Source organism: Microbulbifer variabilis, from assembly GCF_020524905.1.
Lineage (GTDB): Bacteria > Pseudomonadota > Gammaproteobacteria > Pseudomonadales > Cellvibrionaceae > Microbulbifer > Microbulbifer variabilis_A.
In genome coordinates, this window is record NZ_JAIVKI010000010.1 from 93,237 (window position 1) to 120,225 (window position 26,989).

General features: G+C 48.0%; 27 protein-coding genes and 2 tRNA genes. 6 read left to right on the top strand and 23 right to left on the bottom strand.

All coding sequences use genetic code 11. The annotated features are described in order from the left end of the window. Positions 1-361: 361 nt before the first annotated feature. The 3 genes from LC073_RS12745 to LC073_RS12755 form a co-directional block, all read right to left on the bottom strand. Positions 362-1,936, bottom strand: coding sequence for an AbgT family transporter (locus LC073_RS12745; protein ID WP_226647629.1), 1,575 nt, complete (start codon positions 1,934-1,936; stop codon positions 362-364). A 93-nt stretch (positions 1,937-2,029) separates the two neighbouring features. Next, positions 2,030-3,037, bottom strand: a complete 1,008-nt coding sequence (locus tag LC073_RS12750; RefSeq protein ID WP_226647630.1) for a tryptophan--tRNA ligase — start codon at positions 3,035-3,037, stop codon at positions 2,030-2,032. Positions 3,038-3,109: 72 nt separating this feature from the next. Beyond that, complete coding sequence (locus tag LC073_RS12755; protein ID WP_226647632.1) at positions 3,110-4,156, bottom strand: helix-turn-helix domain-containing protein; 1,047 nt, start codon at positions 4,154-4,156, stop codon at positions 3,110-3,112. 221 nt (positions 4,157-4,377) lie between these two features. Here LC073_RS12755 and LC073_RS12760 point away from each other — a divergent pair, with 221 nt between their 5' ends. Both LC073_RS12760 and LC073_RS12765 read left to right on the top strand, forming a co-directional pair. Continuing rightward, positions 4,378-5,058 carry a glutathione S-transferase family protein gene (locus LC073_RS12760; RefSeq protein ID WP_226647634.1) on the top strand — a complete coding sequence of 227 codons (681 nt, stop codon included), beginning with the start codon at positions 4,378-4,380 and terminating at the stop codon, positions 5,056-5,058. 220 nt (positions 5,059-5,278) lie between these two features. Further along, on the top strand, positions 5,279-5,998 hold the full coding sequence (locus LC073_RS12765; RefSeq protein WP_226647636.1) for a 4'-phosphopantetheinyl transferase family protein: 720 nt from the start codon (positions 5,279-5,281) through the stop codon (positions 5,996-5,998). Positions 5,999-6,029: 31 nt separating this feature from the next. Here the strand turns inward: LC073_RS12765 and LC073_RS12770 are convergent, their stop codons facing one another. The 11 genes from LC073_RS12770 to ccmA form a co-directional block, all read right to left on the bottom strand. Then, positions 6,030-6,548, bottom strand: coding sequence for a MaoC family dehydratase (locus LC073_RS12770; protein ID WP_226647637.1), 519 nt, complete (start codon positions 6,546-6,548; stop codon positions 6,030-6,032). 25 nt (positions 6,549-6,573) lie between these two features. Next, positions 6,574-7,101: a MaoC family dehydratase gene (locus tag LC073_RS12775; RefSeq protein WP_226647638.1), complete on the bottom strand. Its 528-nt coding sequence runs from the start codon at positions 7,099-7,101 to the stop codon at positions 6,574-6,576. A gap of 41 nt (positions 7,102-7,142) precedes the next feature. Further along, entirely contained in the window at positions 7,143-8,045 is a 903-nt protein-coding gene (locus LC073_RS12780; protein ID WP_226647639.1) for an HpcH/HpaI aldolase/citrate lyase family protein, read from the bottom strand. 766 nt (positions 8,046-8,811) lie between these two features. Beyond that, positions 8,812-9,405 (bottom strand): YigZ family protein, encoded by a 594-nt coding sequence (locus LC073_RS12785; RefSeq protein WP_226647640.1) that lies wholly within the window; start codon positions 9,403-9,405, stop codon positions 8,812-8,814. Then, the gene (locus tag LC073_RS12790) at positions 9,368-9,952 is read right to left on the bottom strand and encodes a DsbE family thiol:disulfide interchange protein (RefSeq protein ID WP_226647641.1); all 585 of its coding nucleotides are present in this window, start codon (positions 9,950-9,952) and stop codon (positions 9,368-9,370) included. The genes LC073_RS12785 and LC073_RS12790 overlap by 38 nt, the downstream gene beginning before the upstream one ends. 16 nt (positions 9,953-9,968) lie before the next feature. Further along, entirely contained in the window at positions 9,969-11,954 is a 1,986-nt protein-coding gene (locus LC073_RS12795) for a heme lyase CcmF/NrfE family subunit (RefSeq protein ID WP_226647642.1), read from the bottom strand. Continuing rightward, the gene (gene ccmE / locus LC073_RS12800; protein ID WP_226647643.1) at positions 11,951-12,400 is read right to left on the bottom strand and encodes a cytochrome c maturation protein CcmE; all 450 of its coding nucleotides are present in this window, start codon (positions 12,398-12,400) and stop codon (positions 11,951-11,953) included. Before ccmE ends, LC073_RS12795 begins: the two co-directional genes overlap by 4 nt. Before the next feature lie 91 nt (positions 12,401-12,491). Then, positions 12,492-12,716 carry a heme exporter protein CcmD gene (gene ccmD, locus LC073_RS12805; RefSeq protein WP_226647644.1) on the bottom strand — a complete coding sequence of 75 codons (225 nt, stop codon included), beginning with the start codon at positions 12,714-12,716 and terminating at the stop codon, positions 12,492-12,494. 1 nt (position 12,717) lies between these two features. Beyond that, entirely contained in the window at positions 12,718-13,461 is a 744-nt protein-coding gene (locus LC073_RS12810) for a heme ABC transporter permease (RefSeq protein WP_226647645.1), read from the bottom strand. Between the two features lie 13 nt (positions 13,462-13,474). Then, positions 13,475-14,188, bottom strand: coding sequence for a heme exporter protein CcmB (ccmB, locus tag LC073_RS12815; RefSeq protein WP_226647646.1), 714 nt, complete (start codon positions 14,186-14,188; stop codon positions 13,475-13,477). After that, complete coding sequence (gene ccmA, locus LC073_RS12820) at positions 14,175-14,843, bottom strand: cytochrome c biogenesis heme-transporting ATPase CcmA (RefSeq protein WP_226647647.1); 669 nt, start codon at positions 14,841-14,843, stop codon at positions 14,175-14,177. The genes ccmB and ccmA overlap by 14 nt, the downstream gene beginning before the upstream one ends. A 320-nt stretch (positions 14,844-15,163) precedes the next feature. On the opposite strand from ccmA, the gene LC073_RS12825 reads away from it, so the two are divergent. Beyond that, positions 15,164-15,871: a 2OG-Fe(II) oxygenase gene (locus LC073_RS12825; RefSeq protein ID WP_226647648.1), complete on the top strand. Its 708-nt coding sequence runs from the start codon at positions 15,164-15,166 to the stop codon at positions 15,869-15,871. Between the two features lie 437 nt (positions 15,872-16,308). On the opposite strand, the gene LC073_RS12830 is transcribed toward LC073_RS12825, so the two are convergent. After that, on the bottom strand, positions 16,309-16,491 hold the full coding sequence (locus LC073_RS12830) for a PA3496 family putative envelope integrity protein (protein ID WP_226647649.1): 183 nt from the start codon (positions 16,489-16,491) through the stop codon (positions 16,309-16,311). 432 nt (positions 16,492-16,923) lie between these two features. Here LC073_RS12830 and LC073_RS12835 point away from each other — a divergent pair. Beyond that, positions 16,924-16,999: transfer RNA gene (locus LC073_RS12835), tRNA-Arg, on the top strand. 343 nt (positions 17,000-17,342) lie between these two features. On the opposite strand, the gene hdeA is transcribed toward LC073_RS12835, so the two are convergent. The 3 genes from hdeA to LC073_RS12850 form a co-directional block, all read right to left on the bottom strand. Then, a complete protein-coding gene (hdeA, locus tag LC073_RS12840) occupies positions 17,343-17,909 on the bottom strand; it encodes an acid-activated periplasmic chaperone HdeA (protein WP_226647650.1) in 567 nt (188 codons plus the stop codon). A gap of 328 nt (positions 17,910-18,237) precedes the next feature. Beyond that, positions 18,238-18,918, bottom strand: coding sequence for a hypothetical protein (locus LC073_RS12845; RefSeq protein WP_226647651.1), 681 nt, complete (start codon positions 18,916-18,918; stop codon positions 18,238-18,240). A gap of 1,585 nt (positions 18,919-20,503) precedes the next feature. Beyond that, positions 20,504-20,647 (bottom strand): hypothetical protein, encoded by a 144-nt coding sequence (locus LC073_RS12850; protein ID WP_226647652.1) that lies wholly within the window; start codon positions 20,645-20,647, stop codon positions 20,504-20,506. A gap of 307 nt (positions 20,648-20,954) precedes the next feature. On the opposite strand from LC073_RS12850, the gene LC073_RS12855 reads away from it, so the two are divergent. Next, a complete protein-coding gene (locus LC073_RS12855; RefSeq protein WP_226647653.1) occupies positions 20,955-21,422 on the top strand; it encodes a hypothetical protein in 468 nt (155 codons plus the stop codon). A gap of 235 nt (positions 21,423-21,657) precedes the next feature. Here the strand turns inward: LC073_RS12855 and LC073_RS12860 are convergent, their stop codons facing one another. The 5 genes from LC073_RS12860 to LC073_RS12880 all read right to left on the bottom strand — a co-directional run bounded on the left by LC073_RS12860 (position 21,658) and on the right by LC073_RS12880 (position 25,348). After that, positions 21,658-22,251: a hypothetical protein gene (locus tag LC073_RS12860; RefSeq protein WP_226647654.1), complete on the bottom strand. Its 594-nt coding sequence runs from the start codon at positions 22,249-22,251 to the stop codon at positions 21,658-21,660. Between the two features lie 91 nt (positions 22,252-22,342). Beyond that, complete coding sequence (locus tag LC073_RS12865; RefSeq protein WP_226647655.1) at positions 22,343-22,636, bottom strand: HNH endonuclease; 294 nt, start codon at positions 22,634-22,636, stop codon at positions 22,343-22,345. Between the two features lie 198 nt (positions 22,637-22,834). Then, a complete protein-coding gene (locus LC073_RS12870; RefSeq protein ID WP_226647656.1) occupies positions 22,835-23,800 on the bottom strand; it encodes a DUF2971 domain-containing protein in 966 nt (321 codons plus the stop codon). 754 nt (positions 23,801-24,554) lie between these two features. Continuing rightward, a tRNA-Ser gene (locus LC073_RS12875) sits at positions 24,555-24,642 on the bottom strand. A 139-nt stretch (positions 24,643-24,781) separates the two neighbouring features. Continuing rightward, positions 24,782-25,348 carry a nitroreductase family protein gene (locus LC073_RS12880; protein WP_226647657.1) on the bottom strand — a complete coding sequence of 189 codons (567 nt, stop codon included), beginning with the start codon at positions 25,346-25,348 and terminating at the stop codon, positions 24,782-24,784. 241 nt (positions 25,349-25,589) lie between these two features. Between LC073_RS12880 and LC073_RS12885 the strand changes: the two genes are divergently transcribed. After that, a complete protein-coding gene (locus LC073_RS12885) occupies positions 25,590-26,984 on the top strand; it encodes an adenylate/guanylate cyclase domain-containing protein (RefSeq protein WP_226647658.1) in 1,395 nt (464 codons plus the stop codon). Positions 26,985-26,989 lie beyond the last annotated feature (5 nt).

The following is a 26,989-nucleotide window of genomic DNA, read 5'->3' on the forward strand; positions in this document are numbered from 1 at the left end:
AGTAATCGTTATCACTTACAACATTATTAGAACATTTTTTTACTAATGCAACTCAGCAAATAGCCAAGGGCATGTAAACAAGCAGCCCCAAATCCCGGGTAGAAACTTAACTGACGCCCAAAAAAAGATAAGTTGAGAGTCTTAAACACGACGGAGCTGATTTATACAGCCAATTTGTAAGAGCAGAAATTAGTCAATATTTTTATATTTTGGCGGGAGCTAGTAGAGCGAGCTGGAAGGTGTTCGGTTAATTTTCAACCGCAGCTGAGGGGGGATATGAGGCACCCTGAATTGGGGCGCCTATTATAGAGGGTTATTTTGGCTCCAAAGCGGGTAAATTCACTCTGGGGTCAACCACTCATTAAGGTGTCGGATAGGTATAGCTAGCCTGCAACCCCAGAGGCATACCCAGGTTCCAGTAAAGAACAAGGAACAGGGTCCAGCAGATCAGGAATACCACCGAGTAAGGCAACATGATAGATACCAGAGTGCCAATACCCGTACTTTTCACGTAGCGCTGACAATAGACAACCACCAACGGGAAGTAAGGCATCAATGGAGTAATAATATTTGTAGAGGAATCTCCAACCCGATAGGCCGCCTGGGTCAGGTCCGGGGAAAAGCCGATCTGCATCAACATGGGTACAAAGATTGGCGAGAGCAGCGCCCACTTGGCTGAGGCAGATCCAACAAACAGGTTGATAAACGCCACCAGAACAATAATCCCCATCAGGGTGATCGGGCCCGGCAGGTCCATAGACGCCAGCAAGCTACCCCCCTCTACTGACAACAAAGTGCCAAGGCCGGAGCGGGCAAACTCGGAAATAAACAGCGCACAGAAAAAAGCCATTACGATGTAATACGCCATGGAACCCATGGTCTTGGACATCGCATCGATTACGTCCTTACTCTTTTTAAAGGTCCCTGCAGCATATCCAAACACCACGCCGGGAATAATAAACAGCAGGAAGATCAGCGGCACAATAGACTTCATCACCGGTGCAGCAAAGGAGGCAAGCTGCCCCTGGGAATCGCGCAGTGCGGAAGTCTCCGGCAACATCCAGGCGATAAGGCCGACGATACCGGCGACCATTACGGTAACCGCCAGGTACATGGCCTTTTTCTCACGAACGCCCAGCTCCTGCATTACCGGCATCTCTTCTTTGTCACCATCAATGGCAACGTTTTTTAGGCGGGGCTCGATCACCTTGTCGGTCAGCCACCAACCCAACAAGGTCACCACCAGACAAGAGGCCGAAGTGAAGAACCAGTTGTTAAGCGGATTGACCTGAATATCCGGATCAACAATCTGTGCTGCAGTTTGAGTAAAGCCCTGCAGCAAGGGGTCAATCGCGGAAGGCACAAAGTTTGCTGAGAAACCGCCAGATACACCGGCAAAGGCGGCGGCAATACCTGCTAGTGGGTGACGACCGGCTGCATAGAAAATCACACCTCCCAAGGGAATCACAAGTACATAGCCGGCATCCACGGCGGTGTGACTGACAACCGCCACTAGAATCAACATGGGGGTAAGCAGCATCTGTGGCGTTACTGCCAATAACTTTTTCAACACCGCGTTGATAAAGCCACTCTGTTCCGCGACACCCACACCCAACATAGCCACTAATACTACGCCGAGAGGTGCAAATCCGGTAAAGGTTGTCACCATGCTGGAGAGGAAGCGGGCGAGCTCACTACTGGAAAGAAGATTGGTTACTTGGATTGCCTCACCCGTGGCTGGATGCAAAGTATTGAAACTCACACCAGATAGCAGCCAGGATAAAACCCAGATAGCCACCATTAATACCAGGAAAAGCACTGCGGGATCGGGCAGTTTATTTCCTACCACCTCAATAAAATTCAGTGCCCGGTTGATCCAACCATTTTTGTTATTGGCATCATCGCCCCCGGTTGGACTTGCTTGAACGTTTTCCATATCGAAACCCCGTATTTTTGTTATTTTTCATTAGAGGTAAATGCGTGGGAAGAACTGCTAAGCAGCACCTTCCCACATTGTAAAAAATAGTTACTAGCGGATCTTGCGAATCCCTACCGCGTGGCGCAATTTCTCGATAAATGGCGCCGAATAGGCGCGAGCCTTGGCTGCACCCTTCTCCAACTCCTCTTCAATTTGAGAGGGATTCTCTAGCAGTGTGTTGTAGCGTTCACGCGCCTCACCAATCTGACCATTGATGAGTTCAAATAGCTGTTTCTTGGCCTCACCCCAGGCAATACCCTCTTCGAATGCCTTGCGCATTTCCGCAGTTTGTTCTTGGGTAGCAAAAGCCTGCCAGATTTGAAAAACCGTTGAGGTGTCCGGATCTTTAGGCTCGCCGGGCTCCAAGAGGTTGGTCTTGATCTTGTTAATATGCTTTTTCAGCTTTTTCTCTGGCAGGAATAAGGGGATGGTATTGCCATAGCTCTTACTCATTTTACGGCCATCCAACCCCTGCAATACCGCCACGTGATCATCGACTACCGCCTCAGGAAGGGCAAAATGCTCGCCATAGTGATGATTAAAGCGCTGTGCAATATCGCGGGCCATCTCGATATGCTGGACCTGATCCTTACCCACCGGCACCTTGTTGGCATTGAACATGAGGATGTCGGCAGCCATCAGAATCGGGTAGCTATAAAGTCCCATGGTGACGCCGAAATCAGAATCCTCACCATCTGCGCGATTGGCATCCACAGCGGCCTTGTAGGCGTGGGCACGATTCATCAAGCCCTTGCCGGTCATACAGGTAAGCAGCCAGGTCAACTCGGGGATCTCATGGATATCGGATTGGCGGTAGAACACCACATTGTCAGTGTTGAGGCCCAGGGCCAGCCAGGTTGCAGCAATCTCCAGGGTGGATTGATGAACCTGCTCCGGGTCCTGGCACTTGATCAACGCGTGGTAATCCGCCAGGAAATAAAAAGACTGGTTGTTTTCATCCTGGCTTGCCGCGATAGCCGGGCGGATCGCACCAACATAGTTACCCAGGTGTGGAGTACCGGTGGTCGTGATACCGGTCAATACGCGCTGTTTGCTCATAAATCCTTCGTTTTCCGTACTGAGTTCAGGCAATAAAGGAAGAATAATAACCTGTTCGCGTCTGGGGTTGTATCAGCCAGGGGCATCCACTTCCAGGCCTTTGCCTACCCTTCCTGCGATCCGCCTGGCTCTATTGCTAACAGCAGAAGAGCCAGCTACACCAGAAAACTGCCTCCGATATTGACTGGGAGAAATCCCAAAGATTCTGCGAAAGTGGTGGCGCAGAGTAGTGCTACTTTCAAAACCGGCCATTTGAGCGGCCCCGTCGACCGTTAACTCGCCAGATTCCAGTGATTTCTGTACCAGCCGCAAACGCTGCTGGATCAACCACTCCTTTGGTGAAGCTCCCATTGAGTGGCGAAACTTTCGATCAAAACTGCGGCGGGAAAGGTGCGCCTGGGTGGCCCAGTCATCCACCGTAAATGAGCCCTGCAGATTGGCCAGAGCCCAATCTAGCGCACTGGCGAAATAATCCGGTCGCTTGGCAACTGGAGTCTCAATAAATTGAGACTGTCCCCCCTGCCGGTGAGGGGCCATCACCAGCCGCCTGGCTATTGCGTTAGCCAGTTCAAACCCATAGGTGCGCCGTAGAAACTCGATACCGAGATCAATAGCCGCGGAACTGCCGGCGGCACAAGCCAATTGATCATGCCAAACGTAGAGCACATCGCCCACATACTCCACATCCGGGAAACGCTGACGAAAAGACTCCGCAAAGCGCCAGTGAGTTGTGGCCTTCCTACCCGCCAGCAGGCCGAGCTCCGCTGGAAGAAAAGCACCGGAACAAAAGGTCAGGATTTGGCGCCCAGCCGCGGCAAACTCCGTAACCGCTTGGTGAACACGCGCCACATAGGCATCTCTCGGGAGCCGCTCTGTTGGCCAATTAGGAATCACAAGCAGATCATATCCCATCAGTCTCTCTATCTGACGACACTGCAATGAAAGCCCCCCGCTAGCCGCAGGAACAGTCTTTGCAAAGGTAACAACCTCGCCACTATAGAGCCCTTCTGTCTCAGGACGGCTCAGACAGAACAGTTCTGTAGCACACCCCAATTCAAACAGTGCAACCTGGCTGTGCGCCAATATGGCTACACGCATAGCTTCCTGCTTTGCTGTCATATTGTTATCCAATCATACCGCTATCGAGCTAACGCAAAGAATAGTGTGAATGGCGTAAAGTTAGCGCTTATTGGCTTTCAAGCCAATCGCTATTGATAACAATTGCGAGCAAACTATTCTTCAAGCAGTGAAACTGGAGGGATATTCTCAGAGAGGTATCGAATCTAAACCCGCTGATCTTTTAAGCCTTCAGCACCGGAAAATACGCATAGAGGAAGCTTATGTATCAATTATTTATTGGAAATAAAAACTATTCTTCCTGGTCTCTCAGGCCCTGGTTATTGATGCACCACCTGGAAATACCATTTAATGAAAGGCTGGTTACTTTTGAGGAAGGAGGAAGCTGGGAAAAATTTCACAGCTTCTCTCCAAGCGGACAGGTACCCTGCCTGAAAACGGAAGAAACCACGATTTGGGACTCCTTGGCGATTACCGAATATATCGCTGAAGATTTCCCGCAAGTCTGGGCTACCGACCGAATAACCCGCGCCTGGTCTCGTAGTGCATCGGCAGAGATGCACTCTGGATTTTCCGCCCTTAGGAATATCTGCTCCATGAATTGTGGCCTAAAAGTCGAATTGAATGAAATCTCAGCTCCCCTGCAAAAAGATATTAATCGGATTGATGAGTTATGGACTGAAGGACTTCAGAAATTTGGAGGGCCTTTTCTTGCGGGGAAAGAATTCACCGCAGTCGACGCCTTTTTTGCTCCAGTTACAATAAGGGCAGAAAACTACCACCTACCTCTCAGCAAAGGCGCAAAGCAATATATTAAATTGATACACAGCCTACCCTCAATGCAAAAATGGATGGCCGATGCCATCGAAGAACCATGGAGAGAGGCAGCTCATGAGGAGGAGGCGCGGAACTTTGGTACGATATTAACAGATTTACGCCAATAGTAAATTACACCCACCCACTACACTAAAAACCTTCTGTTTTAATACAAAGTCACCAGCATTTAGCTTCTCAATTCAATCGCCGTTGAGACAACCCCGGTGCAGCAAAGTATAGCTGCACCGGCAAATACTCTATGGCAGAATAGCTCCAGTAAAAATAGCGCTTCAAAATTTCCGCTCAAATAAACTGAGACAGCATCTACGAACACCCAAGGCAAGAAAGTTGCAAACCAAGCAAAAAACACCTTCAAACAATACACTTGGATTTATTACTGGCACCTTACCTATTAACGCCTTAACTTTTTCAGGTCTAATACTAGAATGCGAATTCAGCCAAGATAAATATCAAGACAGTCTGTTCACCACACTCGCTATCCATTTACCAGATGAAATTGCCAAGGCTCACAAAAAGCGTAAGGCCGAGTTTCTAGCCGGCAGATACTGTGCACAGCTAGCTCTCCAGCAATTTGGGCATATTGAGACACATGTGCCCATAGGCCCCAATCGAAGCCCTCAATGGCCAACAGATACACCAGGCTCTATTACTCACACCCATAATCTTGCTATTTGTGCACTCAATAATAAGCCCAAAGCTATTGGTATTGATTACGAGCCCATAATATCCACAGAAACTGCGAGAGAAATAAAAGGCCTTATCATCAATCAAGCAGAGGAAACGTCTCTCATACAAACAGACTTACCATTTGAGCTATGGTTGACTATTGCTTTCTCCATAAAAGAGAGCTTATTTAAGGCCCTCTATCCCACAGTCAAGCAGCACTTCGATTTTCTCGATGCAGAAATCCAAAACATCGACTGTAAAAATCAGATAATGACATTAACACTGAATCGTGATCTGTGCCCTGAAGCCAGGAAAGGGCAGCAGTTTTTTGGAACCTACAACTCTCACAGAGAAGGGTTCATTACACTGCTTGAATGTTAGAGGATTATGAAAATATTCCTGACTGAAAAAATCAATATCCAGCTCTCTCATAAGGTCCGAGGTTTCTTCTATAGACCAATAGCTTTCTCTCAAAGGAACAGACACAAGCTCCATCTTGATTAAGAGCGTGAGAACTAATATGTAAAAGCCCCTGATCCGGGCGTGACTTGGATTTTCGCTTACCTAGAATTTCTGATTCTAAATAAAGAGTATCTCCGGCGTAAACAGTTTTAACTTTACAATCTGTCATACTCAGATTGGCAACTACTTTACCAAAGGTACGGGTTGTCAATGCCATTGCGCTCAATACAAAAGTCTCCGGCACTCTTACCCGGTCACCATAAACTCTTCGTGCATAACGCTGGTCTGAATATCCTGGGCTCAAATCGAAAGAGTGGCGCGCATAGTTTAAACAACTAGCTTCAGAAAAAGTATGGCCCGGACGGTGCTCAAATACTTGACCCACTTCAAAGTCTTCAAAATCGACACCACAGGTTTCGATATAAGTATTTGGCTCAACTTCCCTTAAGAAATGTAAGGAATCCTTCACAGACCACTCCTTCTTGCAACAGAAGTTAATAGTTTTTTGCCGAAAAGGGCAGATGATCCCGCTTGTAAATCAGCATACTACATCGCATCTCACAGGTTTTTTTCTGGTTTTGATTGAAGCTGCGAAGTGAAACTTCAATCAAACCAGATTCTGAATCCTTCAGATTTGCACCAACAAACAGCACTTCAGTCTCAACATACAGGGTATCTCCGCCAAACACCGGCGCCAACATGTCTATACAGCTCCACTCCACTATACGCTTACGGCGATAATACGTTTTCCAGGTCAATCCCATTAAACGTTGAATAATCAAGGTGGTATCAACAAGAGGGCGTTTAAATTCTGTCTGCTCGGCGTAATGAGCATCAAAATGGATCATCGCCTGATTAAAGGTATTAATACACTCTTCGACATTATCCTGTTGACTAATTGTTACACCTGGTCGATGACGAAAAATCTGCCCCACCTTAAAATCCTCGAAATCCAATCCATAACGCTCCCGGTAGCGATTATTGCCAAGCTGAATGTAAGCGGGAAAACGAAACCGATCCATAGAATCCTCTTGAGGTATTTATACAATCAGGCACACAAAAACTACTGCCTTTCAGCCAGGGAGACTAACTTTTGGGCTCGCTCCACCACTGGCAAATCCACCATACGTCCGTCCACCACCACTACCCCACTGGGATTTTCTTTAAAGGCCTGAACTATTTTTCGAGCTCTCTGTAGGGCTTCTTCTGTAGGGGTAAATCCTCGATGAATCGGGGCAATCTGACTTGGGTGTAAAGCAATTTTCCCACTAAAACCCAAAGCGGCAACACGTTGAACCTCATGTAATAATCCCGCAGTATCCTCTATATCCAGATGCGGACCATCAATCGCATCTATATTCGCGTTAGCCGCGGCTTGTAGAATACGACCTCTGGCATAGAGCAAGGATTCCCAACCCATATCAGCCCCCATTTCAGCACTGAAGTCTGCGGAACCAAAAGCAACAGCCAGAACATTCTTAGAACTGGCTATTTCCATACTATTTTGCAGACCTTTAGCCGTTTCAATTAGGGGTAATATACCAATTGACTGTTCAACTGATGCAGTCAAGTTGTTAAACCAGGCTATTTCCTCAGCAGATTCCACCTTGGGAAGCAAAACAATATCGGGCTTAGAGACCTGTTCCAGTAATAACAACATATCCCTGAGCCCCAACTCCGAGGTCAGCTGGTTAATTCGCAATGCTCGCAACACCGAAAGAGCGCCAGAAGGTGGAAAAAAATTCACGATATTCTGTCGCGCCGTTTCTTTTAGCTCTGGTGCTACGGCATCCTCCAAATCCATACAAGCCATATCGGCGCCACTAGCAATAGCTTTTTGGAACCTATCAGGACGAGTTGCAGGCACAAATAAAATACTGCGACAAAGGAAGCTTTTCTTTAAGTGCATGGCAGTAATTTTCACGTAACGGGACTTTTCTTCCCTACTACTCCAGTATCCATGCATAGTAGCAGCCAGATACAACTTTAAATGAAACAGAGTGTTGGATTGGTGATGTTATTAGTGCCCCAAAGGCATTAAAAAATTTCAAAGGTTAATGTGCACTCAACTAAAGTGCACTTATTCGAATGACATTGCATTTATTCAGCTTAAGCTTTACCTATCACTGGTGAAAAAAATAGAAACGTCACTTTATACCGCTTAAAGAATGTAAGGGTAAATGTATGGGTAGTTACTGTAGAACCATATCGTGCAGGCCCATCTTGCACAGTTCAACTGACCAATCCAGGTGCAGAAATTATTAAAGTGATAGATATTTCTATTGGGAGTGATGTCAACCGATGAATAAATCATAAATTTGTAGACTGCAAAGCTTGCATAAAAAACCTCGGTGCTTACCCACTCTATTGGATTAACCTCTTCAAAAATCACTAAAAATTGACTCTTGATCATTGTCGGGAGACTGCCTGCAGCGCGCTAATTTTACTGTTGAGCAAGCCTTAACCAATCCTTTTGCCACTGATACCAGGCGGATTCGCTCTATGCCCAGAGAACGCGGGCGCGGGATCAAAATCTTGGCACCGAGAATACTGCAGTGAGGAGATGGCAAAAATCAGGCGGGCCCGCTTCAGGGCGCGGACGATTAGATTACCCAGTAAGAATTGGATTACTGTGCAACGTAAATAGAACAACTAACCCAACGGGAAGTTTTCTAAGAGCAAAGGTTTCGTTATCTGCGAGATTACAGAGACCCACAGAAAAAATACGCAAACTACCCTTGTAGCTCAAACCCCTCTGCCAATAGCAACTCACTTAAGGATTGCCATTGATCCTGTGGCAGAGAGATAGACATCGTGACCTTATTGGCATAATCCGCCTGCCCACAATTACCCTGGTGACGAGCCACTAAAAAGCGAAGACGCGATTCCTGAGCAAAATCACAGCGTACGGACACTTCCTGCAATGGAACAAAAGTCTCCAGGCTCACTGCCTGTAAAGCGGCACCCACGGAGCCCCGGTAAGCACGCATCAGGCCACCGACGCCCAATTTTGTTCCTCCAAAATAGCGAGTCACTATAGCGCCTACATTACCAACCCCCTGCTTAAGGAGTAATTCCAACATCGGACGCCCAGCACTACCTCCGGGTTCGCCATCATCATCGGCTTGCATCATATCGGGGTTGGCCGGATTGCCGATGACCAGCGCAGTGCAATAATGGCTGGCATCCGGGTATTGTTTGCGAATCTGGCCGAGCTGATGTTGAAAAGCCGCCTTATCTGTTACCGGCCCAAGCCAACAAATAAAACGGCTTTTCTTCTCTTCGGTCTCACTGACAACGGGAGACGAGGGAATCTGATAGGTCACCGGCAAATGCGTCCCAATGCTGGTTTTTCAATTTTTCAAACAGGGGCTGCAACTTGGTCTGCCACACTTTGTCATCCACCACACCGACATGTTTACAGCGTATGGTGCCGTCAGCATCAACCAGGAAGGTTTCCGGGGCACCAAATACACCCAAATCCAGTGCCAAGCGCCCATCCCTGTCGGCAACACTAAAGAGATAGGGGTTGTGAAATTTATCCAACCATTTTAATGCCGCCGAATCATCGTCTTTGAGATTCACGCCAACAATTGGCACGCCCTGCTCTGACAGAGCATTTAGATAGGGATGCTCAACCCGGCAGGCCACACACCATGTGGCCCAAACATTGAGTAAATAAGGTCCCTTGGGCAGGTCGCCCTTTTGTATTACCTGCTTGTTATCGGCAACCTTCTCCAGTGAGAACTCCGGCACCGGTTTATTTAGCAGGGCCGAGGGCATTTCCTGAGGATTCAGAAATAGGCCGCGCCAGAACAACAGTGCCAGGGCGACAAAAATAATCAGGGGTAAAAAGAGTTTTAATCTCGACATTTTTTCTTCCCGAAATCTAGGCTGCAGCCAAATTGCCGCTGAGTGGCACCTGGCGCGTCGCCTTGGCTTTACGGTAACGTTTATCCGCTACGGCAATGCCACCACCAATGGCCATCAACAGGGCACCCAGCCAGATCCACACTACAAAGGCCTTGTACTGCAGGCGCACTGCCCAATCACCACTGGGATTGCTGCGGTCTAAAGGTTCACCCAGAGCCACGTAGATATCACGGAACAGGCCGGTTTCAATAGCCGCCTCGGTCATGGTATTTCCGCCAGAGAAATAGTTGCGTTTCTGCGGATGTAACTCGGCGACCGGCTCACCATCCTTACTAACGTGCAGAATCCCCTCGAAAGCACGATAGTTCGGCCCCTGTGCCAGGCGTACCCCACCGAAGTCAAAGTCATAGCCAGCCACCTGAACGCTATCGCCGGTGCCCATACGCAGGTCTTTTTCTACGCTATACACGGTAGTTAATACCACTCCCAACACCGTCACCGCCAAGCCTATGTGGGCGAGGTGCATACCGTAATAACTGGCACGTTGGCGTTTAAGACCGGCGAAAAAGGAATTGGCATTGCGGGTCTTTGCGGCAATATCCGCGAGACTCGCACAAAAGACCCAGGCGCCGATAAAGATACCGAGCACCGCACCCCAGTGATAGTGATCAAATGCCAGTGGCCAGACCAGTGCCACCACCAAGGCAGCCAAGAATGGCAAACGCCAAGCCCCGAGGAGCTTGTCCCAGCGACTGTCTTTCCAATTAGCCTGCACCCCCATACCCAGTAACAGGCAAAGCAGCACCATGAATGGCACGAAAAACAGATTAAAGAAGGGGGCGCCAACGCTGATTTTACCAAGGTGTAAGGCATCCGCTACCAGCGGGTAGAGGGTACCAGTCAACACCACCGCCATAATCAGGATCAGCAGGATGTTGTTGCCAAGCAGGAAGGTCTCCAATGAGCGGAAAGAGAACACACTGCGGGCGCTAACCGTTGGCGCACGCAGGGCGAACAATAGTAAGGAACAACCAATTACCAATGCCAAGAATACCAAGATAAAACTGCCGCGCAGTGGGTCAGTAGCAAAGGCATGCACCGAAGTAATCACTCCAGAGCGCACCAGGAAAGTACCCAATAGGCTCAGGCTAAAGGCGAAAATCGCCAGCAAAATAGTCCAGCTCTTAAACAAGCCGCGCTTTTCCGTAACCGCCAGTGAGTGCATCAGCGCAGTACCCACCAGCCAGGGCATCAGCGAGGCATTTTCCACCGGGTCCCAAAACCACCAGCCGCCCCAGCCCAGCTCGTAATACGCCCACCAGCTACCCAAGGCGATACCGAGGGTGAGAAATGCCCAAGCGACGGCGGTCCAGGGTCTGGCCCAGCGCGCCCAAACTGCATCCAATTGGCCACCCAACAATGCGGCTATGGCAAAGGCAAAGGCGACAGAAAACCCCACATAACCCATATACAGCAGCGGTGGGTGAAAAATCATCCCCGGATCCTGCAGCAGCGGGTTCAGATCAGAACCCTCCATTGGCGGGAATGGCAAAGTTCGATCGAAAGGGTTGGAAGTCAGCAAAATAAACAGAAAGAAGCCAATCAACACCATACCCAGAACGGAGAGTACTCGAGCCAACAATTCCGGGGGCAACTGGCGACCAAACAGCGCCACTGTCGCGGCCCAGCCAGCCTGAATCAGCAGCCACAATAGGATGGAACCCTCATGGCCACCCCATACCGCAGTGACTTTGTAGTAAACCGGCAGGATACTGTTGGAGTTTTGTGCAACGTAATTAACGGTGAAATCGCTCTGCACAAAAGCAATCGTCAGGCAGGCAAAGGCGATCAAAACAAAGGCAAAGATCCCCAGGGCGAGAGGCCTGGCAGCTTCCATCCATAAGGAGCGCGCACTGTAACTGCCCGCCATCGGCAATATCGAAAGCGCAAAGGACAACAGCAGGCCGACAATCAGCGCAAAATAGCCCAACTCAGGGATCATATTTTTGCTCCATCGGCACAGCTCTTATGAGACACCATACTGTCCGCAACTTCCGGCGGTGTATAGCTTTCATCGTGTTTGGCCAATACCTGATCGGCACGCAGAACGCCACTGTGCATCAACTGCCCAGTAATAACCGCAGCCTCCCCTTCAGCAAACAAGTCCGGCAGGATCTTATCGAACACCACCGCCAGTTCCGCCTCGCCATCGGTGATAACAAACTGCACATCGAGACTGTCTTCCGAGCGCTGCACACTGCCTGGCACTACACAACCACCGGCACGAATGCGTTTCTCAAACGGTACTTCACCAGCGGCAAAGGCGCTGGGAGCGTAAAAATAATCCATATTTTCTCGCATCGCATAGGTGACAAAACCCACTGCGGCACTGGACAGGGCGACCAGAACAAGTACCAGGATCAGACGTTGCTTGCGTACGGGATGCATTGTTTAGTGAACTCCATAAATTTTGATCTTATCTGCCCGGCCGCAATAGCCACCGGACGAAAAATCCTATCGTTTACTGCAAGGCCCAAATCTATGCAGGCTCTTCCATATCCGTTTGTTGTGTTTTGGCCCTGCGGCGGCGCTGCGCGATACGCTGCTGGTTATGAAGTTCCCGTTGCAGGCGGCGTCGTGCCAAACTCGGGTAGAGAGCCAGTGCGGCGAGGGCTGCGAAAGTGGCAGCGAAGCAAACCCACACATAAATACCGTGGCCATCCATCGCCAAAAACTCTGCAAAGTTGGCAAATTGAAACTGCACTTTACTTCTCCCCAGCCAATTCCTGTTGCACCCATTGCGTTTTCATCTCGCGGCGTAGTATCAGGGCGCGAGTATGCGTAAGCAGGGTCCAGGCATAGGTACAATAGAAACCGGAAATCATTACCAGCAGCGGGTAAAACATGCTGGGGTCGATACTACTGGACTCTGTCAGGCGGATTGTGGCCGGCTGATGCAAGGTAAACCACCAATCTACCGACTTGTAGATAATCGGAATATTCACCGTGCCCACCAGGGCTAAGAGTGCACTGGCCTTATCTGCCACCTGCTCGCGGCTGACCGCGTGGGACAAGGCCATCACACCGATATATAGGAACAGCAGGATCAGCATTGAGGTAATCCTGGCATCCCAAACCCAGTATGTACCCCAGGTCGGCTTACCCCAGACCGCGCCAGTAAAGAGGGATATAAAGGTGAGCACCGCGCCGATTGGAGCCGCAGCACGCATCACCGCGAAGGAGAGTTTCATCTTCCAGATAAGGCCTATGGCGCCGCTGATCGCCATAATGTAGTAGCCAGCCAGTGCCAAAAAGGCCGCCGGTACATGGATAAAGATAATGCGGTAACTATTGCCTTGCTTGGCATCCTCGGGCGCAAACCCCAGGCCCCACACCGACCCCGTCACCAGCAAAATAACACTGGCCAGTGCCAGCCAGGGCAACCACCCACTGGTTTTTTGATAGAACCAACGCGGTGAACCCAAACGGTGAAACCATTGCCAAGCCAAGAAGACCTCCGAATCAATTATCCAGGCTGATACGTATTGCCCCCGCAGCAGCCAGTGGTGCCAGTGCTGCGGCAGCGGCCAACAGAGCGGCCAGAATCGCCAGCTGCGCGCTATAGGCATAGCCATCAATTGCCGCCTGCACCGCGCCGGTGCCGAAGATTAGCACGGGCACATACAGTGGCATAACAATTAGCGCCAGCAACAGTCCCGGGCGACGCAGGGCCACTGTGAGCGCCGCGCCTATGGCGCCAATCAGGCTGAGGCTCGCAGTCCCCAGAAACAGCGACACAAATAGGCACAAATACCCCTCAGTGGGCAAATTCAACATCAACGCCAGTAGCGGAGATAAAAGAGCCAGCGGTAAGCCTGTTGCAATCCAGTGCACCAGAGATTTTGCCAATACGGCGAAATACAGGGGCTGGGGCAACAGGGCCAACTGCTCCAAAGTGCCATCTTCAAAATCCCCGCGGAACAAGCTTTCTTGGGATAGCATGGTGGCAAGTAGCGCCATTACCCAGATCATACCTGGCGCCATTTTCGCCAACAGTTCGGGCTCTGGTCCCACACCTAAAGGCAAAAGAGCGAGGACCGTTACAAAAAATAATAGTGGGTTGGCAATATCTGCTCGCTTGCGCAATGCGAGGAGCATTTCAATCTTAAAAAGCGCCGCGAAACCAGGAGTTTCGCGAGCTCCAACAGCTTGTACTTGGACATCAGTTAAAGACATGCTCTCCCCCCATATCGCTAAAAGATTCCTCGACCAGAAAGTCAGACAGGTCGACGAAATTCAGCCCTGGCAGATTCAAAGGTTGGTGGGAGGTCAAAAGGAGGGATCCACCGTTCTCAAGGTGGTTAGCCATTTGTTTTTCCAATGCCGCAACACCGGCGACATCCAAAGCGGTCAGGGGCTCATCGAGAATCCACAAACAGGGCGACTGGGGAAGAAATAGTCGCGCCAGCGCCACACGACGGTTCTGGCCCGCCGATAAGCTGTTGCACAGGGATCCCTCAAATCCGAAAAGATCTAGCCTATCCAGAGCCTCCATCGCAGAGGCCTCTGTAGCCCCATACCAAGTAAGGTTCTCCAGAGGAGTAAGGCCTCCCCGTACCCCGCCGCGATGACCGACGTACAACAGAGATTCGCGCATAGAACGCAAACCTCTAGGGAAGGGTTTATCGCGCCAGAGGATCTCTCCACTGAAGTCACTGGTACTGCCAATCAAAGTGCGCAGCAGTGTGGTCTTGCCCGCACCATTGCTTCCTTTTATCTGAATTGCCCCGCCGGCATTCAGTGAGAAATCAAGGCCCTCAAACAAGCGCCGGCCATCTCGCTCACAGGCGAGGTCGCGCACTTGCAATACAACTGGGGACTTGGTAGTCACAGACATTGCTTGGATAAAACCACTCTGACGAAAATCTGAACGGCATTATACCGGCACTTGTGCTAATTGCATGATATTCAACACCCCCGATCTCTTCTAAATTGATCTCAAACAAGAATTTTCGGGAATTCAGCGGGTTTTTGTACGCCAGTATTGGCCCCATGCCCAAGCTCTGATATTTTCCTGAGGGTCGTGAGTTGGTACCCAGTTCCTAACCCCGTATGGATTCGGGGAAACTCTGTAGTCGACATCAACAGAAACCTTTGATGTAACTCGGTGTTGAATGCAAACACCTTACCTGCCTGTAAGGACGCACAATAATGACTAGCCTTGCTGTGGACGCCCGTCGCTGGCTCGATACCAGCGCCATGAGCCGTGAAGATACCCTGATCAATCGCCAACCCTTCCCATTTTTTGTTGCCCGCGACGTTTTAACCACAGAGATGATGCCCTCATTTCTGAAGGACTTTCCCCAGCTTAAAGGAGCCGGCTACCTACCCTATGAAAAGCACGAGTGTGGCGATTCCATCAATACCCTGATTGAAGAGTTTACCCATCCAGAATTCGCCGATGCCATTGGGAAGAACCTGGGTATAGAAAAACTCTCCCAATACCCAACTTATGTCTCCATCAGCCGCTCCTTGAAAAAACGTCACGGCAGAATTCATACCGACGGAAAATCGAAAATAGCCACTGCCCTGCTCTACCTCAATCCAGAGTGGACGCTTGATGGCAATGGCTGCCTGCGTTTTCTAAAGCGCATTGATGACTTTGAAGATACCGTCGCTCCAGAAATTCCCCCTTCCTATGGAACACTCGCCGCCTTTAAGCGTGCGGATAACTCCTTCCATGGGCACCTACCCTTTGAAGGCCAGCGCCTGGTTATCCAGGTTGCCTGGCTAGTAAGCACTGCCGACAAGGAACGCAAGGCTAAACGAGGAAAGTTTTCTTACAAGCTAAAGCAATTGATGAGCTGGATTGGCGGTAAAAAGAAAGAAGATAAGGAAGATACCATCACGCAAATGTGAATTTTGCTAGTCTTTGAATATTGGCCTAAAAATTCAGGTCGCTTGTAAATCATATATTGCACCGGCCATTGGCTGGTGCAGCTCCTCCTGCCCCATCGACCACTTATTATTCTTAGGTTTCTCAAAAAGTTAATACATAAGAGAATTTGGGGAACCCAGAGCTTTTAAAATTTCTATAGAGAATGCCATCTGAGGTACTGCCATCATTCAAATAAGTAATTGGCAGATTTACGGTATGAGAGTCAAAGAAATACTGACAAAACTGGCTTTGCTCTATTCATCCCACTCCAACATAAATATATCGAGCGCTGCGAATATTTGGAAAAAGAAGCTATAGATTTGGCTGTGCGGTGTACCCCAGCTGACACCTTTAAATTATCTGCATCAACCCGGCGGGCACCGCACTATCCTAAGACTATTGGTTATTTATTTTGGAACTAGGCATCAAAGTCGTAATCCATTAATTCGCGACTTAAGCGTCTTTCCTCCAACTTATCCTCTACCATACGACGCGCATCGCGAGGTGGCTGGGAGGTGGCTTGCTTTAGCACTTCTGTTGCAATTTGTGGAATATCCACATTATCAAAAACCATGTGCTTTTCGTTTACGTTAACGCCCATACGAAACTCCATAATCTTGATCCGTGAAAGCAGAAATATCCTTATCGCACTTTACGGTGCAGTGGCAGATTAGCGATGCCAAACAATCCTGGTCAAGCAGAAATTTACAAGGGAACTGTGACAGATTTACTGCAGCCTGTTAGAAAATTTTGCCAAGCAAAAACATCCCAGAATTACCCAGCTCAGAGTTATATATCTAACCGTATTCAAGGAAAAAATCAGGAAGAGTTGCCGAAAAGGAATGAATAGAGAAATAGCGGGAAAAGCAGTAACTCTGTAAGTGCCATGTTACTTCAGGTGACAAGAGACAATGCTTATGGAAACCTATAAAAAAAAGAGGGAAGCCCTAGAGATTGCCAGAAGCTAAAACACGACATGACATTTGTTGCTGTAACGGATAGAATGGCCGCCCTTCGCAGCTATCTGCAACCTGCCCCCGTCGGTTAACAGGATAAACCACGGACCTCCTAAGTCCGGACTGGTGGTTCGAGTCCACCCGGGGGCGCCATTGATAACTCCCCTTCCACTACTATGCCCTTAGGTGTTTCTACCGGCTCATAAAATAAGCGCTTTTGCCGAGTGCATAAATAGCGCTAGAAAAAGTCCCGCCAAAAGAAGCCCACCCCAAACCATTCTGGCCGAGCGGTTAATATTCCTGCCCCGCTTCGCATGATCCCTCGCCAATTTCGCCATAACTCAACTCCCTTTAATTCGCGCTATCGGGCAACAATAGCAGTTTCACTCCCAGCAGTATAAAAAATCAACACAACGCAAAGAGATTTACCTGAGCCCCAAAACAAACAAAGCCCGAGCTAAGCCGGGCTCTGTCTATTCTGTTTAATCCAAGGCGGCTAGTGCTTCTGTTTTTGCTGTTGCATATTATTAGTACCATTTCCGTCATTAGTACTATTGGAGCCATTGGAGCCATTGGAGCCATTGGAGCCATTGGAGCCATTGGAGCCATTGGAGCCATTGGAGCCATTGGAGCCATTGGAGCCATTGGAGCCATTGGAGCCATTGGAGCCATTAGTAGTATCACCGGCATTATTCGTACCACTACCACCCTGCATATTCATCATTTTGTCGGACTTGTCCTTGCCGTGATGACGCCCTATTTTGTGCCACTCATCCTTAAACTTCGCCCAAAAGGACTCCTTAGGCGCTTTGGTACAAGCGGTAATGATCATCGGTGTCACCTTTTCAGTGCCATCGATATCCAACATATCGCCCTCTTCTTGACCACGCTTTGAATAAGCCGCAGCCCAGTAAACAGCTTTTGGCTTGAACTCATCATCAATGGCCAAAAAATCTGCACAGGTCCAGTCTTTTGCCGGCTTCTTGGGATGTTTATCCGCCAAGGCAGCAGAAGCAGCAAGACTGGCAATTACCAAAGGAAGGATGTAATGCGTGCTTTTCACAATAAGATCTCCAAGGTTTCCAGGGGCATTACCCCGTGAATTGACTGCAGGTAATATGCAATCCGCTCGCTTCCCAGGAGCTAGCGAAACAAGACCAGCTGGTCACTCAAAAGAACTTATGGCTAGGTGCGACATTGCTAGACGAATCAAGCTACCAGCCAATACACAAACCGGCCTTCACTCAGCTCCATGACAGCGGAGACACTAGTCAGAGTCCCGTCAAAAGACTACCTGACCCAATGAAAGAATAGACGTATTTTTCATTTTTGGCGTGTTTTTCAAAATACTAATATTCCAGTCTAACTAACCATCTCCTTTCTTCTATCTCCTATCTCTTGGCTACCTCTGCCATCCCCCAATCCTTGTTCTCATTTTCACACCCAAACAAAGAGATACCGATCCAGATAAACCAGCCTATCTGACTAATCCCAAATATTTCTTTAAAGATTTCATTAGGATAAATAGTAGCAACGCCTGCAATTCCAACGAGCATGCCAAACAAGTTCAGATATTTTGAAAAGACTCCCGCCTGCAAGGCCCCAATACTAACCAGCAGCACCCAAAGCCCACCGACCAATTCATTGCCCCCTCCCAGGCTTTCAACCATAAGATAAATAATTCCCCAGGCATCAAAGGCCTTCTCCAGATTGACCTCCATTAGGCCAATGGCATAGGCAAGACCAATATTTGCGATCATGCCGCTGGCAATAACAAGCCCAACCCAGATTGCCCCAAACAAAGAGCCTACGGCGATTATCCCCTCACTGCCTTCTTTTAACCTCTGATACAAACCAACAACCAGAAAACTGAGAAAAGCGCCAAAAACCAGATATATCAAGATGTAAATAACATTAAAGGAAAACTGATTTTCAGCCAGGAAAACCATTTTTTCAGCGGGGCTACCATCAGAAGGATATGACCAAAAAGCACCAAAGAAAATAAAGGCGATAAAATACAATAACGCCATACATATTGCTGAAAGGCCAGCGGTTCTATTCAGAATTTTCATTTAATCTCCCTACCTCATAAGTTAAAAATTTTTTATACACAACTTGACCTAAAGCAACATCAAGCCAGGAAATTTGGAACTGCAATTATGACTCTTAAACGACCTTACCAATCAACATTCCGCCTTATCAACTGGTCTGACTAACGCAGGAATTAGCAATTAACTTTATAAAAACACTAAAAACCTCCCCGACTGCCATTCATGCACAACGGAGAAGCTATCGCGAACACTGGATTATTAATTGAATGAGGCAAGAAGTCCTAACTGTTTACGAGCTCCAATCAATTTTTCATAACTCGGCCGGAAAAGCTGACCATTAACGTAAGGATCTCTTTGAAAAGCGAAAGCTACTTATGATGACCGGCCAATTTATGCAGCTTCAGCCCTGCAACAGGAAATCTTCAAGGACATCTATATATTACAGCAGTGTCTCTATAGCCCCCCTAAGCCTCATAATTGCCAGCATTCAGAGTAATATCCGCCTAAAAAATCGCCCACTTTTTCTTTATTTTTGCACTATATAAATCAGTGGATTAAGTGTGTACCTTTGGCGCATGAAATTACTGCCGTGCAGTAAGCCATACGATGAGTTCCTCCGCCAGTAAAAGTGGATTAGTCTTAATCACGCACTCAACTATCTCGGAATGCTCTTGTGCAGGCACGGGATGAAATAGCACAAAGCTATAATGTGAGAATGTAAACAATTCGTTACGCTACGTTTCAATATGCCCTTAGTAGAGGCGTCAAGCATAACCTTATGGAGATTGCTATGATGAAATGTTTGAGGCTAGCCACCCTTACCTTGATGGTGTCTCTGTCGGGATGCTCCACAGAAAATTCAGAGGACACAAGCCCTGACGACTCCGTAGGCTCCAACAAGGATGAACATGGATGCATAGCTTCGGCTGGCTACCGTTGGTGCGCCAAAACGAAAGCATGCGAACGCCCATGGGAATTGGCAGAAAAGGTCGAATTTCCTAATACTTCGGATAATTTTGAGAAATATTGTGGGAAATAGAAATTGGAACTAATGTAACAACCTTCCCATAATGCCAAGCCCAGGCTTGCTTCTTAGCTCCAACAATGTGGCCGCCAAGTCGAATCCCCTTCCCGAACTTTCAATTAATCAGATTTATCGTTGCATGGCTCCAGCAGTTCTCACCAATCAGCCTGCTTCCGTGCGCGAGAAATAATCACGATAAGCCCATCATTTGATTTCACAAAGCTATAAGCTTGCTTGTATAAATTAACAATGGTTCCTCTCACCTATAGCATAAATATCCTCGCTTCATCAGTGACGCACTGAGTCTACACAATGGTACTACGACTGAAGAAGTATGACTTATGGGGTAATATGTACAGGAAAACATGAATCGACTTTACCATAGGCTTCTCCGCGGCCCTGCTGGCATAGAGGTGGCGGCGCACCATAGCGCAGCTAGATCGGTGAACTTTAAACCAAAGTAGCGCGTACAATAGATTTCTTGGTTGGGGATTCTTCCTCCTGGCCGCTACAGAAAGTCCCGCTTAGATCCCCAATCGACTACTCTATATTTACTTTGATACGGCGGCGCCGACCTATACCCTAGACATCACTAACAGCGATGCGGCACTGCATCCACTGATGCCTCTCTGACGCACCCAACACAAAGACGCCATCGCACTTGAGTATTTTCTTCATCACCCGATTGACAAGCTTGGCTAGTGATTTCCTAGGCTCGATACCCATCGAGTATCCTGCCAGAGTGTGTTGCAAATTTTTACGCCCAAATTCAAGCCGATTCCCCTACAGCCCATGAAGTCCCAAAAAACCCATTGATACGCTGGGCCTTCACATTGGGAACAAGCTCTCGTAGGGTTGTCATGACTCAGTGGGAGGCGCATCCATTCAAAAAGCAGATACTAAAGAAACAGCCACTCAATGCGCGCGCACAGGTGGTAAACCTTGAAAAGTGGCACAACAGCTCTCGGACTATAGTTATTCGATTGATAAGATTAGGGGTGTTAATTAAGACCTTAGGAGATTAGAGAAGCTAATGAATATTGAAACCGTTGTAACAATCGTAGAAACTGTTAGCCAAGTTGCTGTAGTCATAACCCTTTTCTATCTAGCGATTCAAATTCGTCAAAATACGATTCAATCTCGAAGGTCTGAACTGGATTTCGCAATGGAACAATCCGGATTGGTGAGAATGGCACTTGCCGAAAACTCCGAACTGGCTGATATCTGGCTTAAAGGGTCAGCTAATAGAAGAATGTTATGTAAAATCGAAAAGCTCAGATTTGATTCACTAGTGAACCAGAGATTCTGGGTGTTATTTCATATGTATGATCGAACCGAAACCGGCTTCTTGGAAGAATCGTTTTGGGGTTACGCCTCGAAGCAGTTGGAGCAGCTGGTGGGAGCACCTGGGGTGCAGGAATGGTGGCAGGAAAATCTCCATCTTTTCCCGAAGCAGTACATCAAAGTAGTAGCGCGTCATGTAAGTATCGCATCCTCCTAACTTAGGTATCTGAAACTCGGTAAGGTTAACCCTGCGGGAGGTTTACCAGGCCAAGCTTACACCACGCTAGACAGATTTCCTTTCCCCCAGCGGTCGCAAGGATTTATGCCCAACACTCTAAAGAGTGACTGCTACACTTACAGCGGACTATTGAGCGCACCTATCAATTATAAAAGAAAGGGAAAAACTGATGATTCCAACAAGGCTGAATAAGCATTCCATTGTGAGTTTGAAACTATAATGGGAATTTTTGCTTCTGTGACTTGGCTAGAGTACGTCCATTTGCTGTTAACACATAAATAGGTCCACCCCTCCCCTCAGAGCTTCTAACCAAGCCACGACCCACCAATCTATCAATCGCATGAACTACCTCTTTTGAACCTATATTTGCTCCATTAGCAAGCCCAGAAACAGTTCTCCATGTGTATTTAGAATTTAGTAAAGCCTGAATTATAGAAGTCTCATTAGATAAGGAAGAGGATACGATAGCTTGCGCTGGGTAATGCGAAACAACAGGCGTACGAGAGAACTCAAGGAAATCGAGCTCTTCCTCAACCTTTTTGTTACGCGTAGTCACAACCTGCTCTTCTGTTTCCTTCTCAACGATAGCTTCAACTTGCTCTACCATCTTTGCCGAAAATCCAGCACCTTTGAACTCACCAATTTTATCTAAATTTGAAAAAGCTAAACCCAAAGCGCCTGCAACTATCGAAAGCCCCATTTTAACTGGCAACTTTTGAAGTGTAAGATAAGTAGAAACACCAAGAAGGACTGAAGCCGATACCAGCTTAAATAACCCCTTTAAAATATCCACCCCATTAATTGCCATAAACTATTCCATAGTCTCTCTGTGACCAATCAAAATAGTTACTGATGTATCCAGGTCACATCAACCCAAATTTTCGCACAACTATTTCAAACTACTTTACATAGATTGAGGTAGCAGGCTGGTATGGGGGCAACCATTCATCGGGACCTTTGTTACCCTTTCTTAGATTGTGGTCTCCCTCGATCAACCAGAGGATAGCTGGGTCTTCAGCAGAAGTGGGGCGCTGTTCGCGAGACCAATTGGCACCGCCGCGCTTATGAACCCAGGCGAGTGGGGCCATATGCTCCACATCCAGGTCCGGAGCCTTTTGGAAAAACTGGCCGGAATAGGGGGGCCATCCACAAGCCCTACACAACGGCGCAGGTTTTTCATTGCTAAAAGTCACCGGAGCCAGGAAAAGGCGAGTTAGCAGTTCCTGGCGAGTGTTCTAACAGTTACCGTCAGCATCGAACCAACAGGGAAGCCATTATTGTCGGTCTCAGGCTCAGGCTCAGTTTGATAGCAGCCGCTATATATAGCTACCAGGGAAAGTAAACACATAAAATTCATAAACATCAAAAAGTTAACCCAGAAATAAATACCTTTAAGTTCTTAAAGGTATTCCTGAGAAGCTTATTCTAGCCTCTGAATCATTAAATCCTCTATCTCTTAATTCTCTAGAGAATGCATGGTAAATAACCTGAGGGTACTGGGTGGGGCCGATTAATATACTATCTAGCACCTCGGAAATACTTAGCCCAGTTATCCCCATCTCTTCATCATTAACAAAGGGAAGTTTGTATACGATCTGAGGGATACCGTTAATTGTTTCGACATTATCAACTAAAAATTTTTCTTCTATGTCCATTTCAGGAAAATAAATCACCCTCCATTCCTGCTCTTCCTTGAACCCAGGATGTTTCAAACAGACAGTTAAAATGATCAGCGTCATTACCACAGATGACCACACAATATCTTCAGGCAAATTTTTTAAGTAAGTAATATTGTCTTCTATATTATTCATTATTTTATGCAGCTCCGCCTCCAGCTGTTCATTCGAATAATACAGCGCGGGACTTAAAATAACTCTCAGATTTTGAATTTGTGGGGGGTTATTAAAAACTAATGCTGCCTTACCTGTATCACCACCATAAGCCCGCCACATAGAGAGCCTGCCATGCTGACTCTCTTCGGCTATATGAAGCGATATTGATGCAAGATACGTGTCGAGCCTAGATTTTTCCCACCAATTTCTAAAACCATTTACAACACTCTGCCAAGTGTTCTCACCAATTTGATTCAAAATATTTTGAAACTTTTCACCATTTTCAGAATGATTAAGAAATTTCGTGAACATATCAAAACCACGTGACACCTCCATGTAGTCATTCATGCAAGAAGGGCTCCTCAGCCACAATTCCTGACTTCGAATAATATTTAAAGCATTTTGCGCAGAGGTATAATGAACAAATTTATGCGAATTCTCTGAAACTCTAGTTCGCCCCTCAACTACATAAGGTGCCAATATCTCTTCTAGCTTTTTGTACATTTCTTGTTCTTCAGAATCCATCCAACTCACTCCTAAGATTAACAGTTCAGTTATTGTTATTTTCTGATATCAATAACTACTATACGATGTAACAAGTTTTTCCTATATCATTATGCAGCTGCTTAACTAACTTGACTATCCCAATAAACCCCATTCAACACACTTAACATCTACAAAACCTCCCCTACAAAATCGCTCCCGGTATCCCCAAAACGGCAGAGGTGCGAGATGGTTAGCGATCGGACAGCCACTGTTGGCTTTTATAGATAACAGATCGCCCGCCTCAAAATAATAGATGGCAGAATAAATGGTATACGAACCTGAGTCTCCCTCTAATCCTAATCATTTCAGTGTGATTCCCGATACTGAAGTTGCGCTCACCAACTCTAGCCGAGGCTCCAACAAAAATACTAGTAGCGCCATCACCTAGTTCTCGCTCAGTTTTTGCCATGAGGAATAAGCGGCTTACCGGGCTACATTCCCGGTATCGCCGTTTATGGTGGTAATGGCTGTAGAGCCACAGCAATCGGTAATATTGAGATAATCAGATGGCTTTGTGATTGCGCCTTTGTATTCGGCTGTTCTGAAATAATACTGTAACTACTAACCAGCAACTTAATATCACTTAACTCTGTGAAAGCTTGGCTAAAGTTACGAACTGCTGAGGGCCTCTATGGCCAGCATAAATCATCAGCCAATCGTATAGCTTAAAAGAGGTTGGGGGCTTTATAGGTGGGAAACAAAAAAGCCCAGCATAAGCCGGGCTTTTAAAATATGGCGGTGAGGGAGGGATTCGAACCCTCGATGCCTTTCGACATACACACTTTCCAGGCGTGCTCCTTCGACCACTCGGACACCTCACCAAATTGTCACCCCATTTGGGGCATCCCACTTCTCAGCGGGGCTCTCTCGCTGGCTAAATCTTCAAGTAAATCAGAGAGATAGCTGCTGTCTCGTCGAGAGAGCGCGCACTTTACCCAAATGTTTATCGATGTGCAAGCACTAATCCGAATTCCATTGTGAAAAAAATTCTTCTACCGGTAATTCCGGAGCCTGCCGGGGGGCTTTATCAGGGGTTCCGCAGTAGATAAATCCATCGATCCGCTCATTTTCAGCCAGGCCCAGACCTTGGGCGACCAGAGGATTACTCGCCAGGGGTCCGGTTCGCCAGTAGACACCCACACCCTCCGCATAAGCGGCGGTGAGCATCGCCTGCACCGCCCCAGCGGTGGACATATGCTGCTCCAGGTGGGGAACCTTGGGATGATCCTGCAAGCGGGTAATGGCCACAATAATCAGGGGGGCACGCATGGGCATAGCGCGGGTGCGCTGACGCTGGGCCTCACTCAGAGATACCCCTTCTGACTGCTCGGCCGCTTTTAGGAAAATTTCCCCGAGACGCTCACGCTCTTGCCCTTCCACTAGCAGAAAACGCCATGGGTGTAGACCAGCGTGGTCCGCAGCACGCAATGCCGCGCGAAAAATATTTTGCCGCTGCTGCTTATTAGGCGCGGGCTCGATCAGCTTACCCGTTGAAACTCGGTTGTGCAGGGCACTCAGGGCATCCATCGTTCTCTCCGGTAATTGTCTGAGTGCTGAGTGTACCCTAACCCCTCCATGTAGCGCATACGTACCCCCTGCATAAAAACCAAGTGCAGGCATCGGTTTTTTAGCAATCTGGCTGTTGTAGGAGTACACTTCGCCCAGTAAATCACTGCGCGACCACACGGGCCCAGAACTTTCCGGGACCGACCTGTGGCCTGCGCGCAGTTTGTTTATTACTGCTTAACGGACAAAAAGATAACCACAAATGCAGGACCAGCTTGAGGGGAACAAAGGGCAAAGTATCAGCCCTCATTACTCGACCTATTTTCGCACCCTAATTCTTTTTGCGGCTGCCGGTACGCTGGCAACTGCAGTCGAGTGGTCGTCCCCCTGGCACCCGGACAAATTGCTCAATTTGGGAACCGCGGTCTTCCTGCTGTTTTACTGTGCTTTTGCCCAGTTTCTACTTTATAAGGCCCGCAATAAAAAGGCTTATAAAACCCGCCGCACCCTAACTTTTATCGATACCGTATTAGTAGGCATTACTGTCGCACTAGCCAATTTCAGTATGCTGCCATCTCTTTTGTTCATTACGATGGTGCAGCTCAATGCCCTTACCCAGGGCGGTGGCCGCCAGTGGTTTGAACACAATACAGGCCTTTTAGTTGGAGTGGTGCTGGGTTATTTGATGCACCGGCCAGCGCTATTAATTAATGCCGATCTCACCATTAGCACCGTGAGCCTGATGGGCATCCTTATCTACCTCTGTGCCTATGCTTTTTTTACCCATCGCCAGATCGGTAAGCTCAAGGAGGCCAACCAGTCCCTGGCGACAGAGCAACGTGTGAGCAAAATGCGCTCTTATAAGCTCTCCAAATACCTACCACAACGCCTGTGGCGATCGGTAACTACCGGCGATGAAGAAGCGCTGAATACTCAGCGGAAGCTGCTTACAGTGTTCTTCTCTGACATCAAGGATTTCAGCCAGCTTACCGAGGAGCTCGAGGCGGAAACTTTTACCCTCCTGCTCAACAATTATCTTTCGGAGATGGCCCGAATCGCCGGCCAGTACGGTGGCACTATCGACAAATTTATTGGCGATGCGGTGATGGTGGTTTTTGGGGACGATGAAAGCAAGGGCCCGAAATCCGACGCGCTGCGCTGTGTGGCTATGGCCCTGGCCATGCGCAAGCGTGTGCGGGAAATGAAGCAGGAGTGGTATAACAAGGGTATCTCACGCCCACTGCAAGTCCGCATGGGCATTAACACTGGCTATTGTACTGTGGGCATCTTCGGCACAGCCAACTACCAGGCCTACACGGTTATGGGAACTCATGTGAACTTGGCTTCGCGCCTGGAAGGTGCAGCACAACCGGGGGAGATTCTGATCAGCCACGAAACTTGGGCAATGATCAAACACACAGTTATGTGCCGGGACAAAGGCCATATTACCGTAAAGGGAATAAGCACCCCGGTCAAAGTCTATCAAGTCACCGACTTGCGCAAGAATCTGGGTGGCCAACAGAGCTATCTGGAGGAGCACGCCCCCGGCTTTTCCATGCACTTGGACCTGGATAAAATCCGCAACTACGACAAGGTCAAGGTGCTGCAATCCCTGGAAAAAGCCACAACCAGCCTTAAGAGCAAAGTAATTATCTGAATACG

Excerpts from the sequence above, each read along its gene's own strand:
- LC073_RS12830 (WP_226647649.1), bottom strand. The coding sequence starts at position 16,491 with ATGGGCGTTAACGTAAACGAAAAGCACATGGTTTTTGATAATGTGGAT.
- LC073_RS12745 (WP_226647629.1), bottom strand. The coding sequence starts at position 1,936 with ATGGAAAACGTTCAAGCAAGTCCAACCGGGGGCGATGATGCCAATAAC.
- LC073_RS12795 (WP_226647642.1), bottom strand. The coding sequence starts at position 11,954 with ATGATCCCTGAGTTGGGCTATTTTGCGCTGATTGTCGGCCTGCTGTTG.
- LC073_RS12760 (WP_226647634.1), top strand. The coding sequence starts at position 4,378 with ATGTATCAATTATTTATTGGAAATAAAAACTATTCTTCCTGGTCTCTC.
- LC073_RS12850 (WP_226647652.1), bottom strand. The coding sequence starts at position 20,647 with ATGGGTATCGAGCCTAGGAAATCACTAGCCAAGCTTGTCAATCGGGTG.
- LC073_RS12825 (WP_226647648.1), top strand. The coding sequence starts at position 15,164 with ATGACTAGCCTTGCTGTGGACGCCCGTCGCTGGCTCGATACCAGCGCC.
- ccmE (WP_226647643.1), bottom strand. The coding sequence starts at position 12,400 with ATGCATCCCGTACGCAAGCAACGTCTGATCCTGGTACTTGTTCTGGTC.
- ccmB (WP_226647646.1), bottom strand. The coding sequence starts at position 14,188 with ATGTCTTTAACTGATGTCCAAGTACAAGCTGTTGGAGCTCGCGAAACT.
- LC073_RS12780 (WP_226647639.1), bottom strand. The coding sequence starts at position 8,045 with ATGCATGGATACTGGAGTAGTAGGGAAGAAAAGTCCCGTTACGTGAAA.
- LC073_RS12750 (WP_226647630.1), bottom strand. The coding sequence starts at position 3,037 with ATGAGCAAACAGCGCGTATTGACCGGTATCACGACCACCGGTACTCCA.
- LC073_RS12790 (WP_226647641.1), bottom strand. The coding sequence starts at position 9,952 with ATGTCGAGATTAAAACTCTTTTTACCCCTGATTATTTTTGTCGCCCTG.
- LC073_RS12775 (WP_226647638.1), bottom strand. The coding sequence starts at position 7,101 with ATGGATCGGTTTCGTTTTCCCGCTTACATTCAGCTTGGCAATAATCGC.
- LC073_RS12845 (WP_226647651.1), bottom strand. The coding sequence starts at position 18,918 with ATGAAAATTCTGAATAGAACCGCTGGCCTTTCAGCAATATGTATGGCG.
- LC073_RS12880 (WP_226647657.1), bottom strand. The coding sequence starts at position 25,348 with ATGGATGCCCTGAGTGCCCTGCACAACCGAGTTTCAACGGGTAAGCTG.
- LC073_RS12885 (WP_226647658.1), top strand. The coding sequence starts at position 25,590 with ATGCAGGACCAGCTTGAGGGGAACAAAGGGCAAAGTATCAGCCCTCAT.
- LC073_RS12870 (WP_226647656.1), bottom strand. The coding sequence starts at position 23,800 with ATGGATTCTGAAGAACAAGAAATGTACAAAAAGCTAGAAGAGATATTG.
- LC073_RS12755 (WP_226647632.1), bottom strand. The coding sequence starts at position 4,156 with ATGACAGCAAAGCAGGAAGCTATGCGTGTAGCCATATTGGCGCACAGC.
- LC073_RS12860 (WP_226647654.1), bottom strand. The coding sequence starts at position 22,251 with ATGGCAATTAATGGGGTGGATATTTTAAAGGGGTTATTTAAGCTGGTA.
- LC073_RS12855 (WP_226647653.1), top strand. The coding sequence starts at position 20,955 with ATGAATATTGAAACCGTTGTAACAATCGTAGAAACTGTTAGCCAAGTT.